Raw genomic sequence first — 16,087 nt, 5'->3', positions numbered from 1 at the left:
GTTTTTTCGTTTCTACTGAATGACAATTGTGGCTTGGGAGGTAGTGCAAGAAGTCTACTGATGGCTTTCAAAGCAGTTGAGCTTAATTATTAGAGTAGTAATGTTTATTTTTATATTGACTATTGAGGTTTATTATTTTATAACTAAAAACTTAGTTATTTTAATGAGCTTGAGTTTATAACATATGCCTACGATAAATCAATTAATACGTAAAGGTAGATTAGGATTGACCCATAAGAAAAAGGTACCAGCTTTGGGAGAAAGCAACCCTCAAAGGAGGGGTGTTTGCACTAAGGTGTATACTACAACTCCTAGGAAGCCTAACTCAGCACTCCGTAAAGTAGCCAGAGTAAAAATTAGTGGGTATGGTGAAGTGACAGCTTATATACCTGGTGAAGGTCATAATTTACAAGAGCATTCTGTTGTTTTGATACGTGGTGGGCGGGTTAAAGATTTGCCAGGTGTGCGTTATCACATAATAAGAGGTGCCCTTGATCTGCGTGGTGTGCAAAATCGAAAGAAAGCTCGTTCAAAATATGGTGTAAAGAAATCTGGTTAAAGTTTATGGCTCGTCGGAACAAAGCAAAAAAAAGAGAAATAAGTCCTGATTCGTGTTATGGCAGTGTTTTGCTGATGCGTTTCATTAATACAATCATGAAATGTGGTAAAAAATCTACTGCAGAAAAGATTATCTATGACGCTTTGTCTTTAGCTGAAAAGAAGATAGGCGAAGGTGGGTTATCAATTTTTGAAACAGCGGTAGGAAATGTTACTCCTTCTATAGAAGTGCGTTCTCGACGCATTGGTGGTGCAACTTATCAAGTACCTGTTGAAGTTCGACAAGATAGAGCGATTTCTTTAGCGTTAAGGTGGATTGCTAAAGCAACTTCTGCTGCTCGAAAAAAGAGTGGAAAAACCACTGTTGATTGTTTGCAATCTGAAATACTGGATGCTTATAATAAACGCGGTGGTGCGTTTAAGATGTGCGAAGAAAAATATAAAATGGCTGAGGCTAATAAGGCATTTTCTCATCTTCGTTTTTAATGTTAGCTAATTAATTGTGATATGGAAATTGGGATATCTAGATACAGAAATATAGGGATAATGGCTCACATAGATGCTGGTAAGACTACCACAACAGAGCGTATTTTATTTTATACTGGTAAGCAAAATAGAATTGGTGAAGTGCACGATGGGGCAGCTTCTATGGATTGGATGGAGCAGGAAAAAGAGCGTGGTATTACAATCACATCTGCTGCAACAACATGTTTTTGGAATGATCATAGGGTCAATATAATAGACACTCCAGGTCACGTTGATTTCACTATTGAAGTTGAGAGATCTTTAAGGGTTTTGGATGGTGCAGTTGCTGTATTTGATGGAGTTGCTGGAGTTGAACCTCAATCTGAAACAGTTTGGCGTCAAGCTGATAAATATAGCGTTCCTCGTATCTGCTTTGTTAATAAGATGGATAGAATAGGGGCAAATTTTTATCGATGTGTTGATATGATAAAGACGAAGCTTGGTGCAGCACCTTTAGTCATTCAGTTGCCAATAGGAAGTGAGAAAGATTTCAAAGGTATAATTGACCTTATTTCTATGAAAGCCATTATATGGCAAGAAGAAACGTTGGGTGCTAAATTTTCTTATGAAGATATTCCTTCTGATTTGCTTGACAAGGCTCAAGAATATCGAAATCTTTTATTAGATGCTGCAGCTGAGATGGATGATGAAGCGATGAATACTTACTTTGAGTCTAATGATCTGCCAGTAGATTTACTGAAAAAATGCGTGAGAAATGGAACCATCAAAGGAAAATTTGTTCCTGTATTATGTGGATCAGCTTTTAAAAATAAAGGCGTACAACCACTTTTAGATGGTGTGGTTGACTTTTTACCTTCTCCTATTGATGTTGATGTAATTGTTGGAACTGATCCTAAAGATTCAGAAAAGAAAATTGAGATCAAGCCTTCAGAAAAAGAGAAATTCGTTGCTCTTGCGTTTAAAGTGATGACGGATAAGTTTGTAGGCAGCTTGACGTTTATTCGTATTTATTCCGGTAAGTTAAAATCCAAATCCGCTGTGTTAAATGCGGGAAAAAATGAGACTGAAGGAATTGGCAGAATGCTGCTTATGCATGCAAATAACAGAGAAGATATAAACGAAGCTAAAGTTGGCGATATAGTTGCCTTAGTTGGATTAAAGAGAACAATTACTGGTGACACTTTATGTTCACCTGATTTTCCTATATTATTAGAGCGTATGGAATTTCCTGAGCCTGTTATTGAAATTGCTGTGGAACCTAAAACTACTTCAGATCAGGAAAAATTAGGTGTTGCTTTAAATAGATTGGTTGCAGAAGATCCTTCTTTAAGAATGTCAGTAAATGCGGAGAGTGGACAGACTATATTGAAAGGCATGGGTGAGCTGCATCTTGAGATTATTGTTGATAGAATGAAGCGCGAGTTTAACGTTGAAGCTAACGTCGGTGCGCCTCAAGTTGCATATCGTGAAACTATCACTAAATCTGTTGAAATTGATTATACTCATAAAAAACAGTCCGGCGGTGCTGGCCAATTTGCAAAAGTAAAGATTATATTTGAACCTCTTGAGCCTGGTTCTGGGTTTCAATTTGAAAGTAAAATTGTAGGTGGTGCAATTCCAAAAGAATATATTCCTGGTGTACAAAATGGTTTAGAGTTGATAAAAGAAGGAGGCATGATCTCTGGTTTTCCGGTTATTGATTTTAAGGCTACCCTTATTGATGGTGCTTTCCATGAAGTTGATTCTAGTCCTTTAGCTTTTGAACTTGCTGCTAAAGGTGCTTTTAAAGAGATGGCAAATAAAGCTGGTCCAAAAATGTTAGAACCTATAATGAAAGTTGAAATCATTACGCCTGAAGAGTATATGGGCGACATCATGGGCGATGTAAATAGCAGAAGGGGGCAAGTTTCAAGTATGGAAACGCATAATAGTAGCACTATAATTCTTGCTTTCGTACCTCTTGCGAATATGTTTGGTTATATAAATGTTTTGCGTTCTATATCTCAGGGAAGAGCTCAGTATAGTATGCATTTTTCTTATTATGAACAAGTACCACAATATGTGGTTGATGAGTTAAAGTATAATTAAGGTAATAATTATGACAGCAGTAGTGGAAGCATTTGGAAAGCCGCATGTAAATGTGGGAACAATAGGACATGTGGATCATGGGAAGACAACGTTAACGGCGGCGATAACAAAGCATTATGGAAATTTTGTAGCGTACGATCAGATAGATAAGGCGCCAGAAGAAAGGAAAAGGGGGATAACGATAGCAACAGCGCATGTTGAGTATCAGACGGAAAAAAGGCATTATGCACACGTTGATTGTCCTGGACATGCTGACTATGTAAAGAACATGATAGTAGGTGCAGCACAGATGGATGCGGCGATATTGGTAGTGTCGGGGGTTGATGGGCCAATGCCACAAACGAGAGAGCATATATTGCTAGCGAAGCAGGTAGGTGTTGGATATATCGTGGTGTATATAAATAAAGCTGATGTTGCTGATGCTGATATGATAGATTTGGTAGAAATGGAAGTGAGGGAATTGCTGAATAAATACGGATTTCCAGGGGATGAAGTGCCTGTAGTAGTGGGGTCTGCATTGAAAGCGCTGGAAGATGACAGTAGCGAATATGGAAAGAAATCAATAGATAAATTGATGGAAAAGTTAGATGAGTATGTGGCGGTTCCACCAAGGCCTGTGGATTTACCGTTTTTATTGCCAATCGAGGATGTATTTTCGATATCGGGGCGAGGAACGGTGGTAACAGGAAGGATAGAGAAGGGAGAGATAAAGACGGGAGAAGAGATAGAAATAATAGGTCTGAAAGCGACGCAAAAGACGATATGCACAGGTGTAGAAATGTTTAAGAAGTTGCTGGATAAGGGGAGTGCAGGACTCAATGTAGGAATATTGTTAAGAGGAACAAAAAGAGAAGAAGTGGAGAGAGGGCAAGTATTAGCAAAACCGGGGACGATAACGCCGCATAGAAAGTTTAGGGCGGAGGTTTATATATTAAAGAAAGAGGAAGGAGGAAGGCATACACCATTTTTTGCGAATTACCAGCCACAGTTTTATTTAAGGACAACGGATGTAACTGGGAGCATAAAATTGCTAGATGGAAAGGAGATGGTAATGCCAGGAGATAATGTGAGTGTAGAAGTAGAATTGCAAGTACCGATAGCAATGGATAAGGGATTGCGTTTTGCGATAAGAGAAGGCGGTAGAACTGTTGGTTCTGGTGTTGTTTCTGAAATTTTGGAGTGAGAGTTTGAGTTATAGGAGTGTAGCTCAATTGGTAGAGCGCTGGTCTCCAAAACCAGAGGTTGTAGGTTCAATTCCTATCGCTCCTGCATTAATGTTGTGGTGAAAATGTTAAAAAGTTTGTGTGTTTTTTTCTATGATATAAAGCAAGAAATACGAAGAATTGCTTGGGTAAAGAAACAGGAGGTGTTGTCATCTCTATTTGTTGTGATGATTGTTATATTATGCTTTTCGATTTTCTTCTGTTTTGTGGATTTTATTTCTCTTTACGTAATTAAGGCTTTATTTGGAATTATTTATGGAATGTGAATATAAATGGTATATCATTAGAGTTGATTATGGATATGAGCAAAATATACGCGAATTGGTAAGTAATGCTGTTTATTTTAAGGAAGTGTTTATTCCTTATCAAACGGTATGTAATTCAAAGTCTGATATAAAAGAGTTATGTGAAGTGTATGTATATATGCATCTATGTGATGAAAGCAAAAATATTTTGAATCAAACGCCTGGATTCTGCAGTGGCGAATCTGGTGATTTTGAGATGATTTCAGATGATGAGATAAGTTTAAAGTGTAAAGAATTTAATAGATATAAATGGTATATCTTGAGGGTTGCTTCCAATTGTGAAGAGAAAGTGCGCCAACATATATTGGAAAATTCTATGAGATTGAGTGTTAATGGTTACTTTAAGGAAGTTTTTATTCCATATGAAGAGCTAAGTGAAGTAGAGTTGAAATCTAAGAAAATTGCTACACGAAGGAAATGCTTTCCTGGTTATGTCTTTTTATACGTGAATTTATGCGATGAAGTATTGAATTTTATCAATAATATACCAAAATCTCTTAAGGTTTATGGGTTTTTGAAAAATGGTAATATTCCAAAGGTGATTTTGGACGATGAGATTCACTCAATGTGTAATGCACTTTATAATGCTCAAGAGACAAAGAAGTTAGGTTATGGTTATGAAAAAGGTGAAAAAGTGAAAATTAATGATGGTCTTTTTCAAAATTTTACTGGTAAGGTAAATATGGTAAACGATGAGAAAAAAATTATTAATGTGGAAGTATCAATTTTAGGTAAGCCGACAATAATAGAGTTTGATCTGGCTCAAGTAGAGAAAATAGAGGATTAATTATGAGTGTTATAGTTGCTAAGATTAACTTACTTATGGAAGCTGGGAAAGCAATTCCAGGACCGAAAATTGCTTCAGTACTTGGTCCACGTGGTATACCTGTTCCTAAGTTTTGTGAAGCTTTTAATAAAGTTACTAGCGCTGCTAACGCTAATTATAAAGTAGGCGATTTAGTAACAGTGCGAATTTTCATAAAGGATGATCGCTCTCATGATTTTACTGTCAGCGGTCCACCTGTGGCTTATTTACTTAAGCAGGAGGCTAAATTAAGTAAAAGTTCTGGTAATCCTGGTAAAGAATTAGTGGCTAAATTACCTATGTCTGCTATAATTAAAGTGGCAAAGTGCAAGATGGTTGATATGAAAGTGGATAATGAAGATTCAGCAGTGAAAATGGTTGTAGGCACTGCAAAATCTATGGGTATAGAAGTTGTGGAAGGTTAGGTAAATGAATACATATAATGATAATCCTAAGCAGTGTTTGAAGAAGATTATTGAGTCTGCTTCAGCAAAATTTAATGAATCAGTTGATATTGCAGTCAATTTAGGCGTAGATTCACGTAAATCTGAAGAGCAGGTGCGTGGTACAGTAGTTTTGCCTAAAGGTATCGGGAAGAATATTAAAGTAGCTGTTTTCGCTCAAGATAAACATTTATTAGAAGCTGAAAAAGCTGGTGCTGATATTGCAGGAGGAGAGGATTTAGTTGAAGAAATAAAAAAATGTAGAAAATTAGATGTTGATTGGTGCATTACTACTCCTGATTTTATGGCAAAAATCACTCCTATTGCAAAAGTATTGGGTGCTAAAGGGCTGATGCCTAACCCTAAATTTGGTACTGTGACTTCTAACATTGCAGAAGCTATTAAAACCATTAAGTCTGGTCAGATAAAATTTAGAACAGATAAAAATGGTGTTATTCATGGTAAATTAGGAAATATTAAATTTGATATTGATGACTTGCTAGAAAATTTAAAAGCCTTTCTTAAAGTAATTAAAGATAATAAACCTATTTCTGCGAAAGGAATTTACTTTAAGGGTGTTTTTTTAAATTCAACTATGGGTGAAGCTTATAAGATAAGCAAAGTGGAAGATATAATTTAAGGGAGTGATACCGTGAAGCGTAAAAATAAGGATGAATTTATACAGAGCACAATAAACGTATTTGTAAATAATGATTTCTTGATATTAGTAAATTTTAAATCTATAAATGCTAATGATTCATTAACTCTGAGGAATAGCCTGAAGTCTATAGCAGGTGGGGTATTAGTAGTTAAAAACACTCTAGCGCGCTTGGCTTTGGAAAGGACTGGTAAATTTTCTTATTTATCAGGCAAATTTTCTGGTTCTGTTGCTATTATATACTCTAGTGGCATAGTAGAAGCTGCAAAGTTAATAGTTGATTTTATTAATGCTAACAAAGAAAAAATGTCTGTGATTTGCGCGGCTCACATAAATGAATTGTTAACAGTGGAAGATGTTAATAAACTGGCTAAGTTGCCTTCTCTGGATGAATTGCGTGTTAAAATTATGCGTTTAATATCTTATGATATTCCTGCTCGATTGGCGTTGTCTATTAATTCATCTTCGATGAGGCTTATGAGAGTTTTGGATTATTATAGTTCTAAAAAATAAATTTGTTGTTAAGTAAGGTGGTAATTATGAGTAATGTAACAAGTGATTTGGTTGATAAAATATTATCTTTAAACCTATTAGAGGCTTCTGAACTTGTAAAAGTTCTAGAAGAGAAAATAGGGTTGCCTGCTGGTTCTTTTCTTGGTGGGGCTGTTGGTGCTGGGGCGCCTATTAGTGATAATGCTGCTGCTCCTGCTGCTCAAGAAAAAGCTGAGTATAAAGTTGTGATTAAAGAAATTGATGCGAGTAAAAAAATAGGAGTTATTAAAGCTGTAAGAGAAGTTAATTCTACATTGGGTTTAAAAGAAGCAAAAGAGTTGGTTGAATCTTTACCTAAAGATTTAACTGCTAATGTTCCTAAAGACGAAGCAGAAAAAATCAAGCAAAAACTTATTGAAGCAGGAGCAACTAAAGTGGAGCTTGAATAATATTTAATGTATTAATTTTATATTGATATAGCTCTTTTAATTAGTTTGGGGTATTTTAATGGTTGATTCTTCTTATATGTACGCTTCTGGTGCTTTTGTTCCTAGAGTTTCTTATTCTAGGTCGATTGATTTAAAAGATTCTTTATTGGATTTGGTTAAGGTTCAAAAAGAATCGTATGATTCATTTGCTCCTAAGAATAAGGGTAATGAAAGGCTTGAGGTTATCTTTCATACAATCTTTCCAATAAATGATCCTTTGCGTAGGGCTACTATTGAGTTTATAAGTTGTAGGGTAGATGATCCTAAGTATGATGAATCTGAGTGTATAAAGCGTGGTGTAACTTTTTCTGCTCAGGTTATTGCTTCTATACGTCTTGTTGTTATGCAGGATGGTATTTCTCTTGATGAATATAAATCGATTAAAGAGAGTGGAAATCATTCTAAACTTGCAACCGTTGTAAAATCTATAGAAGAGCAGGAAGTCCACTTTTGTGGGTTGCCTATGATGACTGATAAGGGCACTTTCATCATTAATGGTGTAGAAAAAGTTATTGTCTCACAAATGCATAGGTCTCCTGGTGTATTTTTTGATAGCGATAAGGGAAAAACTTACAATTCTGGTAAATTGATCTATTCTGCTAGAATTATTCCTTATAGGGGTTCTTGGCTTGATATTGAATTTGATGTTAAAGACCATTTGTATTTTCGTGTTGATAGAAAAAGAAAATTGCCAATCTCAGTTTTGTTAAAGGCGTTAGGTCTATCAAATAATGATATACTCGATAGATTTTATGAGAAAATAAAGTATGTAAAACATAAAGATGGTTGGAAAGTGCCTTTTGCTCCTGATAAATTTAAAGGAGTGAGGTTGCCTTTCGACTTAATGGATATTGAAGGTAATGTGCTGCTTAAAGCTAACGTTCGTATTACCTCAAGACTAGCTAAAAAGCTATATGATAATGAATTGAAAGAGTATCTGGTTCCTTTTAATTCTATATGTGGTTTATTCCTCGCAGAAGATTTAATGGATAGTGCTAGCTCTACGAAAATTTTATCTGCTGGTGAATCTATAAAGCTGGAAGACATAAAGAAGCTTGAGTTATTGTCTGTGGATGAAATATCAGTATTGAACATAGATAATGTATCTGTTGGACCTTATATATTAAATACGCTTTTCTTAGACGAAAACATGTCTTATCAGGATGCGCTATATGAAATATATAGAGTTTTGCGTCCTGGTGAAGTTCCTGTTTTAGAGATAGTAGAGGAGTTTTTCCGTAATCTTTTCTTCAGTCCGGAATATTATGATTTGTCTAACATTGGTAGGTTGAAGCTTAACTCTTACCTTGGATTAAATTATGATGAGGATTTAACTGTTTTAACGTATGAAGATATTATTGAAATTGTAAAAAAAATAGTATTGTTACGTGACGGTCAAGGATCTGTAGATGATATTGATCATTTAGGAAACAGAAGAGTAAGATCAGTTGGAGAGTTTATAGAAAATCAATTTAGAACTGGGTTGTTGAAATTGGAACGCGCAATAGTTGATTCTATGTCCACTTCTAGTTTAGATAAAGTTTCTCCATCTGATTTTATTAATCCAAAAGTGTTAACTAATGTCTTAAGAGATTTCTTCAATTCTTCTCAATTATCTCAATTTATGGATCAGACTAATCCGTTATCTGAAATAACACATAAAAGAAGGTTGTCCGCGTTAGGTCCTGGCGGTTTAACAAGAGAACGGGCAGGATTTGAAGTGCGTGATGTTCATCCAACTCATTATGGGAGAATTTGCCCTATTGAGACTCCTGAAGGGCAAAATATAGGGTTAATCAACAGTTTAGCTATATACGCGCGTATTAATAAATATGGTTTCATTGAAAGTCCTTATAGAAAAGTAGTTAATAGGGTTGTTACTGATCAAATTGAGTATCTGTCTGCCATAGATGAAGGTTTATATTATATAGCTGATACCAGCGCAAAGCTCGATGAAAATAATTGCTTTGTTGATGATATGCTATACTGTAGATATGCTAGTAGTTTCATTATGGTAAGTAGTGATCAGGTGAGTTACATTGACTTATCTCCTAAGCAGGTAATATCAGTTGCGGCTTCCTTGATTCCATTTTTAGAAAATGATGATGCTAATAGAGCATTAATGGGCTCAAATATGCAACGTCAGGCCGTACCTTTATTGAAGCCTACTGCTCCTCTGGTTGCTACTGGTATGGAGTCTTTTGTAGCTTCTGGCTCTGGTGCTGTAGTTTTAGCAAAACGCGATGGCATAGTTGATAGTTCTGATAGTAACTCTATAGTTATACGTGCTTTTGATAAAGAAAGGGTTAACTACTTGGACGTAGATATTTATCATCTAAGGAAATTTCAGCGTTCTAACCATAATACTTGTATTAATCAAAGACCGCTAGTGTGCGTAGGTGATTATGTTAAAAAGGGTGATGTAATAGCTGATGGTCCTGCAATTAACAGTGGTGAGTTGGCGCTTGGTAAAAATTTGCTAGTCGCTTTTATGTCTTGGCAAGGTTATAATTTTGAAGACTCTATTATTATTTCTAGTGAAGTTGTTAAAAAAGATCTCTTTACTTCTATTCATATAGAAGAATTTGACTGTGTTGTACATGATACCCCTTTAGGATCAGAAAAAATAACTCGTGCTATACCTGGTGTTAATGAAGAAAATCTATATCACTTGGATGATAGTGGTATAGTGAAAATTGGTACGAGAGTTGGTCCAGGCTATATTCTGGTAGGTAAAGTTACACCTAAACCTTCTCTTTCATTGCCTCCTGAAACGAAGTTATTAATGACAATTTTTGGTGAAAAGTCATTCGATTGTGCGGATTCCTCCTTATATACATCTCCAGATGTTGAAGGGACAGTAATTGATGTACAAGTCTTTACACGCAGGGGGGTTGAAGAAAATGAAAGGGCATTACTCATCAAACAAAAAGAGGTAAATGACTTTGAGGAAGAGCGAGATTATATAATCAATGTTACTAGTGAATATTTCTATGATGAACTGAAGAAACTTCTTATTAATTCTGGTTCTCAAGATCGAGAAAAATTTGACTCTATTGAACGTGAGCAATGGTGGGGTATAGGATTAAAAAACCAATCCATTTCTGAGCAAGTTAAGAGCTTAAAAAAAGATTTTGATGAAAAAGTATCACATGCAATAGCACAGTTTAAGCGAAAAGTAGAAAAATTACATGAAGGTTATGACCTGCCTCAAGGTGTGTCGATGTCAGTAAAAGTTTTCATTGCTGTGAAACATAGTCTGCAACCAGGGGATAAAATGGCTGGTAGACATGGAAATAAAGGTGTGATCTCTCGAGTTGTGCCAGTGGAAGATATGCCTTATTTGGAAGATGGTACTCCTGTTGATATTATTCTTAACCCTCTTGGTGTTCCTTCACGAATGAATGTAGGGCAAATACTGGAAACGCATGTAGGTTGGGCTTGTAGAAAATTAGGGGAAAGGGTAAGTAATATTCTCGATGAGATCAATAAAATCAAAAGTGCTTTTTGCAAGGGAATTAGGTCCCTTAACGATGATAATTTTACACAATTTGCAGTAGCATACCTTGACAATAAAAAAATTGAAAATATTGATGATGATGAAATAATGGCTTCTGTTTTAAATACACCTAATAAGAATGCACTAAATGACGAGTTGAATGCGTTAGTAGAGAACTATTTGAACTCTTGTAAAAGTTCATACAGCAATTTACGTAATTTCCTGATTGAGGTTTATAGCTATGGTAGTAACGTATCTATCTGTAATGATATTCGTAATATTAGTGATAATAATCTCATTGAATTTGCACGTAAATTACGTGATGGCGTTCCTGTTGCTGCACCTGTATTTGAGGGTCCAAAAGATGAACAAATAGCAAAATTATTTGAACTTGCTGGTTTGGATAACTCTGGACAAGCTGTATTATATGACGGTTGCAGTGGTGAAAAATTCGACCGCAAGGTTACAGTTGGTTACATGTACATGCTTAAGTTGCACCACTTGGTTGATGGTAAAATTCATGCGCGTTCAGTAGGGCCTTATAGTTTGGTTACTCAACAACCTCTAGGAGGAAAATCTCATTTTGGTGGTCAGCGTTTTGGTGAAATGGAATGTTGGGCATTACAAGCCTATGGTGCTGCTTATACTTTGCAGGAAATGTTAACTGTGAAGTCTGATGATATTAATGGTAGAGTTAAGATTTACGAATCGATAATAAAAGGTGACAGTAATTTTGAATGTGGAATTCCTGAATCCTTTAATGTGATGATAAAAGAACTACGTTCTTTATGTTTAAATGTAGATTTAAAGCAAAATGATGTAGTGATTGAAGATATATCTCACACTAACATTGCACAACCTTTTAATGAGGTTAGCATATCGATTGCTAGCCCTGAAAGTATTAAGCGTATATCTTGTGGTGAGATAGAAGATGTTTCAACTGCAAATTATCGTACGTTCAAAGTTGAGAAAGGTGGATTATTTTGCCCTAAGGTTTTTGGCCCTGTCAATGACGATGAATGTTTATGTGGAAAATACAAAAAAAGAAGACACAGAGGTCGCATATGTGAAAAATGCGGAGTAGAAGTTACATCTTCTAAAGTAAGAAGAGAAAGGATGGGTCATATAGAGCTTGCATCTCCTGTTGCTCATATATGGTTTTTGAAATCGCTTCCTTCAAGAATTGGAGCATTATTGGATATGTCTCTCAGAGATATTGAGAATATTTTATATAGCGATAATTATATCGTGATAGATCCTCTTGTTTCGCCTTTTGAAAAAGGTGAGATTATTAGTGAAAAAGCTTATAATGAAGCTAAAGATAGCTATGGGATCGATAGTTTTGTAGCTATGCAAGGTGTTGAAGCTATAAGAGAGTTGCTAACGCGCCTTGATTTACATGAAATTAGGAAGGATTTAAGACTAGAATTAGAGTCTGTTGCTTCTGAGATAAGAAGAAAGAAAATTATAAAGAGATTGCGTATTATTGAAAACTTCATTAAATCTGGAAATAGGCCTGAGTGGATGATACTTACAACTATACCTATTTTACCACCTGATTTGCGTCCTTTGGTATCGCTTGAAAGTGGTCGTCCTGCAGTTTCTGATCTGAATCATCATTATAGGACTATTATTAATAGAAATAACAGGTTGAGGAAATTGTTGAGCTTAAATCCTCCTGAGATTATGATTCGTAATGAAAAAAGGATGTTACAAGAAGCAGTTGATTCTCTTTTTGATAATAGTCGTCGTAATACTTTGGTAAACAAAGCTGGTGCTGTTGGATATAAAAAGTCCATTAGTGATATGTTAAAAGGAAAACAGGGTCGTTTTCGCCAGAACCTCTTAGGAAAAAGGGTAGACTACTCTGGACGTTCTGTAATAGTTGTTGGTCCAACTTTGAAACTAAATCAGTGTGGATTACCAAAAAGAATGGCTCTTGAACTATTCAAACCTTTTGTTTACTCAAAGCTTAAGATGTATGGTATGGCTCCAACTATTAAGTTTGCTAGTAAGTTGATAAGAGCAGAAAAACCAGAAGTTTGGGATATGCTTGAAGAGGTAATAAAAGAGCATCCTGTTTTGTTGAATAGAGCGCCTACGCTACATAGACTTGGTATTCAGGCTTTTGAGCCAATCCTTATTGAAGGCAAAGCAATACAGCTTCATCCGCTTGTCTGTACGGCGTTTAATGCTGATTTTGATGGTGACCAAATGGCAGTGCATGTGCCAATTTCATTGGAAGCTCAGCTTGAAGCTAGGGTGTTGATGATGTCCACTAATAACGTTTTAAGTCCTTCTAATGGCAGACCGATTATAGTTCCTAGTAAAGATATAGTACTTGGTATATATTACCTGACTTTACAAGAACCTAAGGAAGATAATTTACCATCTTTTGGTGCTTTTCGTGAAGTTGAGCATTCTTTGAGTGATGGTACTTTACATATTCATTCTAGTATAAAGTATAGGATGGAATATATTAATAGCAGCGGTGAAACTCACTATAAAACTGTTTGTACAACTCCTGGCCGTTTAATATTATGGCAAATTTTTCCTAAGCATGAGAATCTAGGCTTCGATCTAATAAATCAGATATTAACAGTCAAGGAAATAACTGGTATAGTTGATTTAGTATATCGTAACTGTGGTCAAAGTGCTACAGTGGCATTTTCTGATAAATTAATGGTACTTGGCTTTGAGTATGCTACATTTTCTGGTGTTTCTTTTGGTCGTTGTGATATGGTTATACCTGAAACTAAAGCTACACATGTTGATCACGCGAGGGGTGAAATTAAGAAATTCTCTATGCAATATCAAGATGGGCTAATAACTAGAAGTGAGAGGTATAACAAGGTTATAGATGAATGGTCTAAGTGTACGGATATGATAGCTAATGATATGTTAAAAGCAATATCTATATATGATGGAAATAGTAAGTACAACTCAGTGTATATGATGGTTAACTCTGGTGCAAGGGGTTCTACTTCACAGATGAAACAGCTAGCAGGAATGCGAGGGCTCATGACCAAACCTTCTGGTGAGATTATAGAAACGCCTATAATTTCTAATTTCCGTGAAGGATTGAACGTATTTGAATACTTTAATTCTACTCACGGTGCGCGTAAAGGTTTAGCTGACACTGCGCTTAAAACTGCAAACTCTGGATACTTAACTCGTCGTTTAGTTGATGTGTCTCAAAATTGCATAGTTACAAAGCATGACTGTAAAACAAAAAATGGCCTTGTTGTGAGAGCTACAGTTGAAGGAAGTACTATAGTTGCATCTCTAGAGAGTGTTGTACTGGGTAGAACATCTGCAAATGGTATATATAACCCAGTTACAAAAGAATTATTAGTAAAAGCAGGGGAATTAATTGATGAGGATAAAGTAAAGCAAATCGGCATTGCAGGTCTTGATGCTGTAAAAATTAGATCGCCTTTAACTTGTGAAATAAGTCCTGGTGTGTGTTCTTTGTGTTATGGAAGAGACCTTGCAACTGGTAAAATTGTTTCAATAGGTGAAGCAGTTGGTGTTATAGCTGCTCAATCTGTTGGAGAGCCAGGTACTCAGTTAACGATGCGTACTTTCCATATAGGTGGGGTAATGACTAGAGGCGTTGAATCCTCAAATATTATAGCTTCTATTAGTGCTAAAATAAAGTTAAACAATAGTAATATAATTATAGATAGAAACGGAAATAAAATTGTGATAAGCCGTTCCTGTGAAGTCGTGTTGGTTGATAGCCTTGGTAGTGAGAAGTTGAAGCATAGTGTACCTTACGGTGCTAAACTTTATGTGGATGAGGGTGGGTCAGTAAAAATTGGCGATAAAGTTGCGGAATGGGATCCTTATACATTGCCTATTATCACGGAGAAGACTGGTACAGTGTCTTATCAGGACTTAAAAGATGGAATTTCGATCACTGAAGTGATGGATGAATCTACAGGAATATCAAGCAAAGTAGTAAAAGACTGGAAATTGCATTCTGGTGGAGCTAGTTTACGTCCTCGTATTGTGCTGCTTGACGATAATGGTGAAGTAATGACACTCGCAAGTGGCGTTGAAGCATGTTATTTTATACCAATTGGTGCAGTGCTCAATGTACAAAATGGCCAGAAGGTTCATGCAGGTGATGTTATTACAAGAACACCAAGAGAGTCAGTTAAAACTCGTGATATTACTGGTGGTTTACCGAGGGTTATAGAGTTATTTGAAGCACGTCGTCCTAAAGAGCATGCTATTGTTAGTGAGATAGATGGCTATGTAGCGTTTTCTGAAAAAGACCGTAGAGGAAAACGCAGTATATTAATTAAACCTGTAGATGAACAAATTTCTCCAGTTGAATATTTGGTATCAAGAAGTAAGCATGTAATAGTCAATGAAGGTGATTTTGTACGTAAAGGTGATCTATTGATGGATGGTGACCCTGATCTCCATGATATTTTACGTGTGCTTGGGTTAGAAGCTTTAGCGCACTATATGATTTCTGAAATACAGCAAGTTTATAGATTGCAGGGTGTTCGTATAGACAACAAGCATTTAGAGGTGATCTTAAAACAAATGCTACAAAAAGTGGAAATTACTGATCCTGGTGATACTATGTACTTGGTTGGCGAAAGCATTGACAAGCTGGAAATTGATAGGGAAAATGATGCTATGAGTAACTCTGGCAAACGGCCTGCTCATTATCTTCCTATTCTGCAGGGGATTACTAGGGCAAGTCTTGAAACTAGCTCCTTTATTTCTGCTGCCTCTTTCCAAGAGACAACAAAAGTACTTACAGAAGCAGCATTCTGCGGGAAGAGTGATCCTTTAAGTGGATTAAAAGAAAATGTTATAGTAGGAAGATTAATTCCTGCTGGTACAGGTTTGATTATGAATGAGATCAGAGCACTTTCACTTTGTGATAATGTAGATAAATATGAAAAATATTTTGATATTGAAACTTATGACGAAAAATGGTTGATGGATAATGGTTGTCATTTACACTCTAGTGAGGAAGAGAGCGTGGTAGCATCACATTATGATCAGTCGAATTGAGT

The 16,087-nt window shown here is 35.9% G+C and carries 11 protein-coding genes and 1 tRNA gene; all 12 read left to right on the top strand.

Annotated elements, in window-relative coordinates:
• The first annotated feature begins 184 nt into the window (after positions 1-184).
• The 12 genes from rpsL to ACFELZ_RS01675 all read left to right on the top strand — a co-directional run bounded on the left by rpsL (position 185) and on the right by ACFELZ_RS01675 (position 16,085).
• Positions 185-559 (top strand): 30S ribosomal protein S12, encoded by a 375-nt coding sequence (gene rpsL, locus ACFELZ_RS01730; RefSeq protein ID WP_006279787.1) that lies wholly within the window; start codon positions 185-187, stop codon positions 557-559.
• A gap of 5 nt (positions 560-564) precedes the next feature.
• Positions 565-1,044, top strand: a complete 480-nt coding sequence (gene rpsG, locus ACFELZ_RS01725) for a 30S ribosomal protein S7 (protein WP_375316369.1) — start codon at positions 565-567, stop codon at positions 1,042-1,044.
• 21 nt (positions 1,045-1,065) lie between these two features.
• Positions 1,066-3,132 (top strand): elongation factor G, encoded by a 2,067-nt coding sequence (gene fusA / locus ACFELZ_RS01720; protein WP_375316368.1) that lies wholly within the window; start codon positions 1,066-1,068, stop codon positions 3,130-3,132.
• Between the two features lie 10 nt (positions 3,133-3,142).
• Positions 3,143-4,315, top strand: a complete 1,173-nt coding sequence (tuf, locus tag ACFELZ_RS01715; RefSeq protein WP_264329094.1) for an elongation factor Tu — start codon at positions 3,143-3,145, stop codon at positions 4,313-4,315.
• Between the two features lie 13 nt (positions 4,316-4,328).
• Positions 4,329-4,401: transfer RNA gene (locus ACFELZ_RS01710), tRNA-Trp, on the top strand.
• A gap of 19 nt (positions 4,402-4,420) precedes the next feature.
• On the top strand, positions 4,421-4,621 hold the full coding sequence (gene secE, locus ACFELZ_RS01705) for a preprotein translocase subunit SecE (RefSeq protein WP_375316367.1): 201 nt from the start codon (positions 4,421-4,423) through the stop codon (positions 4,619-4,621).
• Positions 4,611-5,447, top strand: a complete 837-nt coding sequence (gene nusG / locus ACFELZ_RS01700) for a transcription termination/antitermination protein NusG (RefSeq protein ID WP_375316620.1) — start codon at positions 4,611-4,613, stop codon at positions 5,445-5,447. The genes secE and nusG overlap by 11 nt, the downstream gene beginning before the upstream one ends.
• A 2-nt stretch (positions 5,448-5,449) precedes the next feature.
• Positions 5,450-5,890 (top strand): 50S ribosomal protein L11, encoded by a 441-nt coding sequence (locus ACFELZ_RS01695; RefSeq protein WP_375316366.1) that lies wholly within the window; start codon positions 5,450-5,452, stop codon positions 5,888-5,890.
• A gap of 4 nt (positions 5,891-5,894) precedes the next feature.
• Positions 5,895-6,548: a 50S ribosomal protein L1 gene (gene rplA / locus ACFELZ_RS01690; RefSeq protein WP_375316365.1), complete on the top strand. Its 654-nt coding sequence runs from the start codon at positions 5,895-5,897 to the stop codon at positions 6,546-6,548.
• Positions 6,549-6,560: 12 nt separating this feature from the next.
• Positions 6,561-7,079: a 50S ribosomal protein L10 gene (rplJ, locus tag ACFELZ_RS01685; RefSeq protein ID WP_253307300.1), complete on the top strand. Its 519-nt coding sequence runs from the start codon at positions 6,561-6,563 to the stop codon at positions 7,077-7,079.
• Positions 7,080-7,105: 26 nt separating this feature from the next.
• Positions 7,106-7,507 carry a 50S ribosomal protein L7/L12 gene (gene rplL, locus ACFELZ_RS01680; RefSeq protein WP_253307301.1) on the top strand — a complete coding sequence of 134 codons (402 nt, stop codon included), beginning with the start codon at positions 7,106-7,108 and terminating at the stop codon, positions 7,505-7,507.
• A 58-nt stretch (positions 7,508-7,565) separates the two neighbouring features.
• Positions 7,566-16,085 (top strand): DNA-directed RNA polymerase subunit beta/beta', encoded by an 8,520-nt coding sequence (locus ACFELZ_RS01675; protein ID WP_375316364.1) that lies wholly within the window; start codon positions 7,566-7,568, stop codon positions 16,083-16,085.
• Positions 16,086-16,087 lie beyond the last annotated feature (2 nt).

Origin of the sequence: Wolbachia endosymbiont (group A) of Colletes cunicularius (assembly GCF_964264715.1) — a bacterium.
Taxonomy (GTDB): domain Bacteria; phylum Pseudomonadota; class Alphaproteobacteria; order Rickettsiales; family Anaplasmataceae; genus Wolbachia.
This window is presented reverse-complemented; position numbering and strand designations above follow the sequence as displayed.

Excerpts from the sequence above, each read along its gene's own strand:
- rpsG (WP_375316369.1), top strand. The coding sequence starts at position 565 with ATGGCTCGTCGGAACAAAGCAAAAAAAAGAGAAATAAGTCCTGATTCG.
- nusG (WP_375316620.1), top strand. The coding sequence starts at position 4,611 with ATGGAATGTGAATATAAATGGTATATCATTAGAGTTGATTATGGATAT.
- ACFELZ_RS01675 (WP_375316364.1), top strand. The coding sequence starts at position 7,566 with ATGGTTGATTCTTCTTATATGTACGCTTCTGGTGCTTTTGTTCCTAGA.
- rpsL (WP_006279787.1), top strand. The coding sequence starts at position 185 with ATGCCTACGATAAATCAATTAATACGTAAAGGTAGATTAGGATTGACC.
- rplA (WP_375316365.1), top strand. The coding sequence starts at position 5,895 with ATGAATACATATAATGATAATCCTAAGCAGTGTTTGAAGAAGATTATT.
- fusA (WP_375316368.1), top strand. The coding sequence starts at position 1,066 with ATGGAAATTGGGATATCTAGATACAGAAATATAGGGATAATGGCTCAC.
- rplL (WP_253307301.1), top strand. The coding sequence starts at position 7,106 with ATGAGTAATGTAACAAGTGATTTGGTTGATAAAATATTATCTTTAAAC.
- secE (WP_375316367.1), top strand. The coding sequence starts at position 4,421 with ATGTTAAAAAGTTTGTGTGTTTTTTTCTATGATATAAAGCAAGAAATA.
- tuf (WP_264329094.1), top strand. The coding sequence starts at position 3,143 with ATGACAGCAGTAGTGGAAGCATTTGGAAAGCCGCATGTAAATGTGGGA.
- ACFELZ_RS01695 (WP_375316366.1), top strand. The coding sequence starts at position 5,450 with ATGAGTGTTATAGTTGCTAAGATTAACTTACTTATGGAAGCTGGGAAA.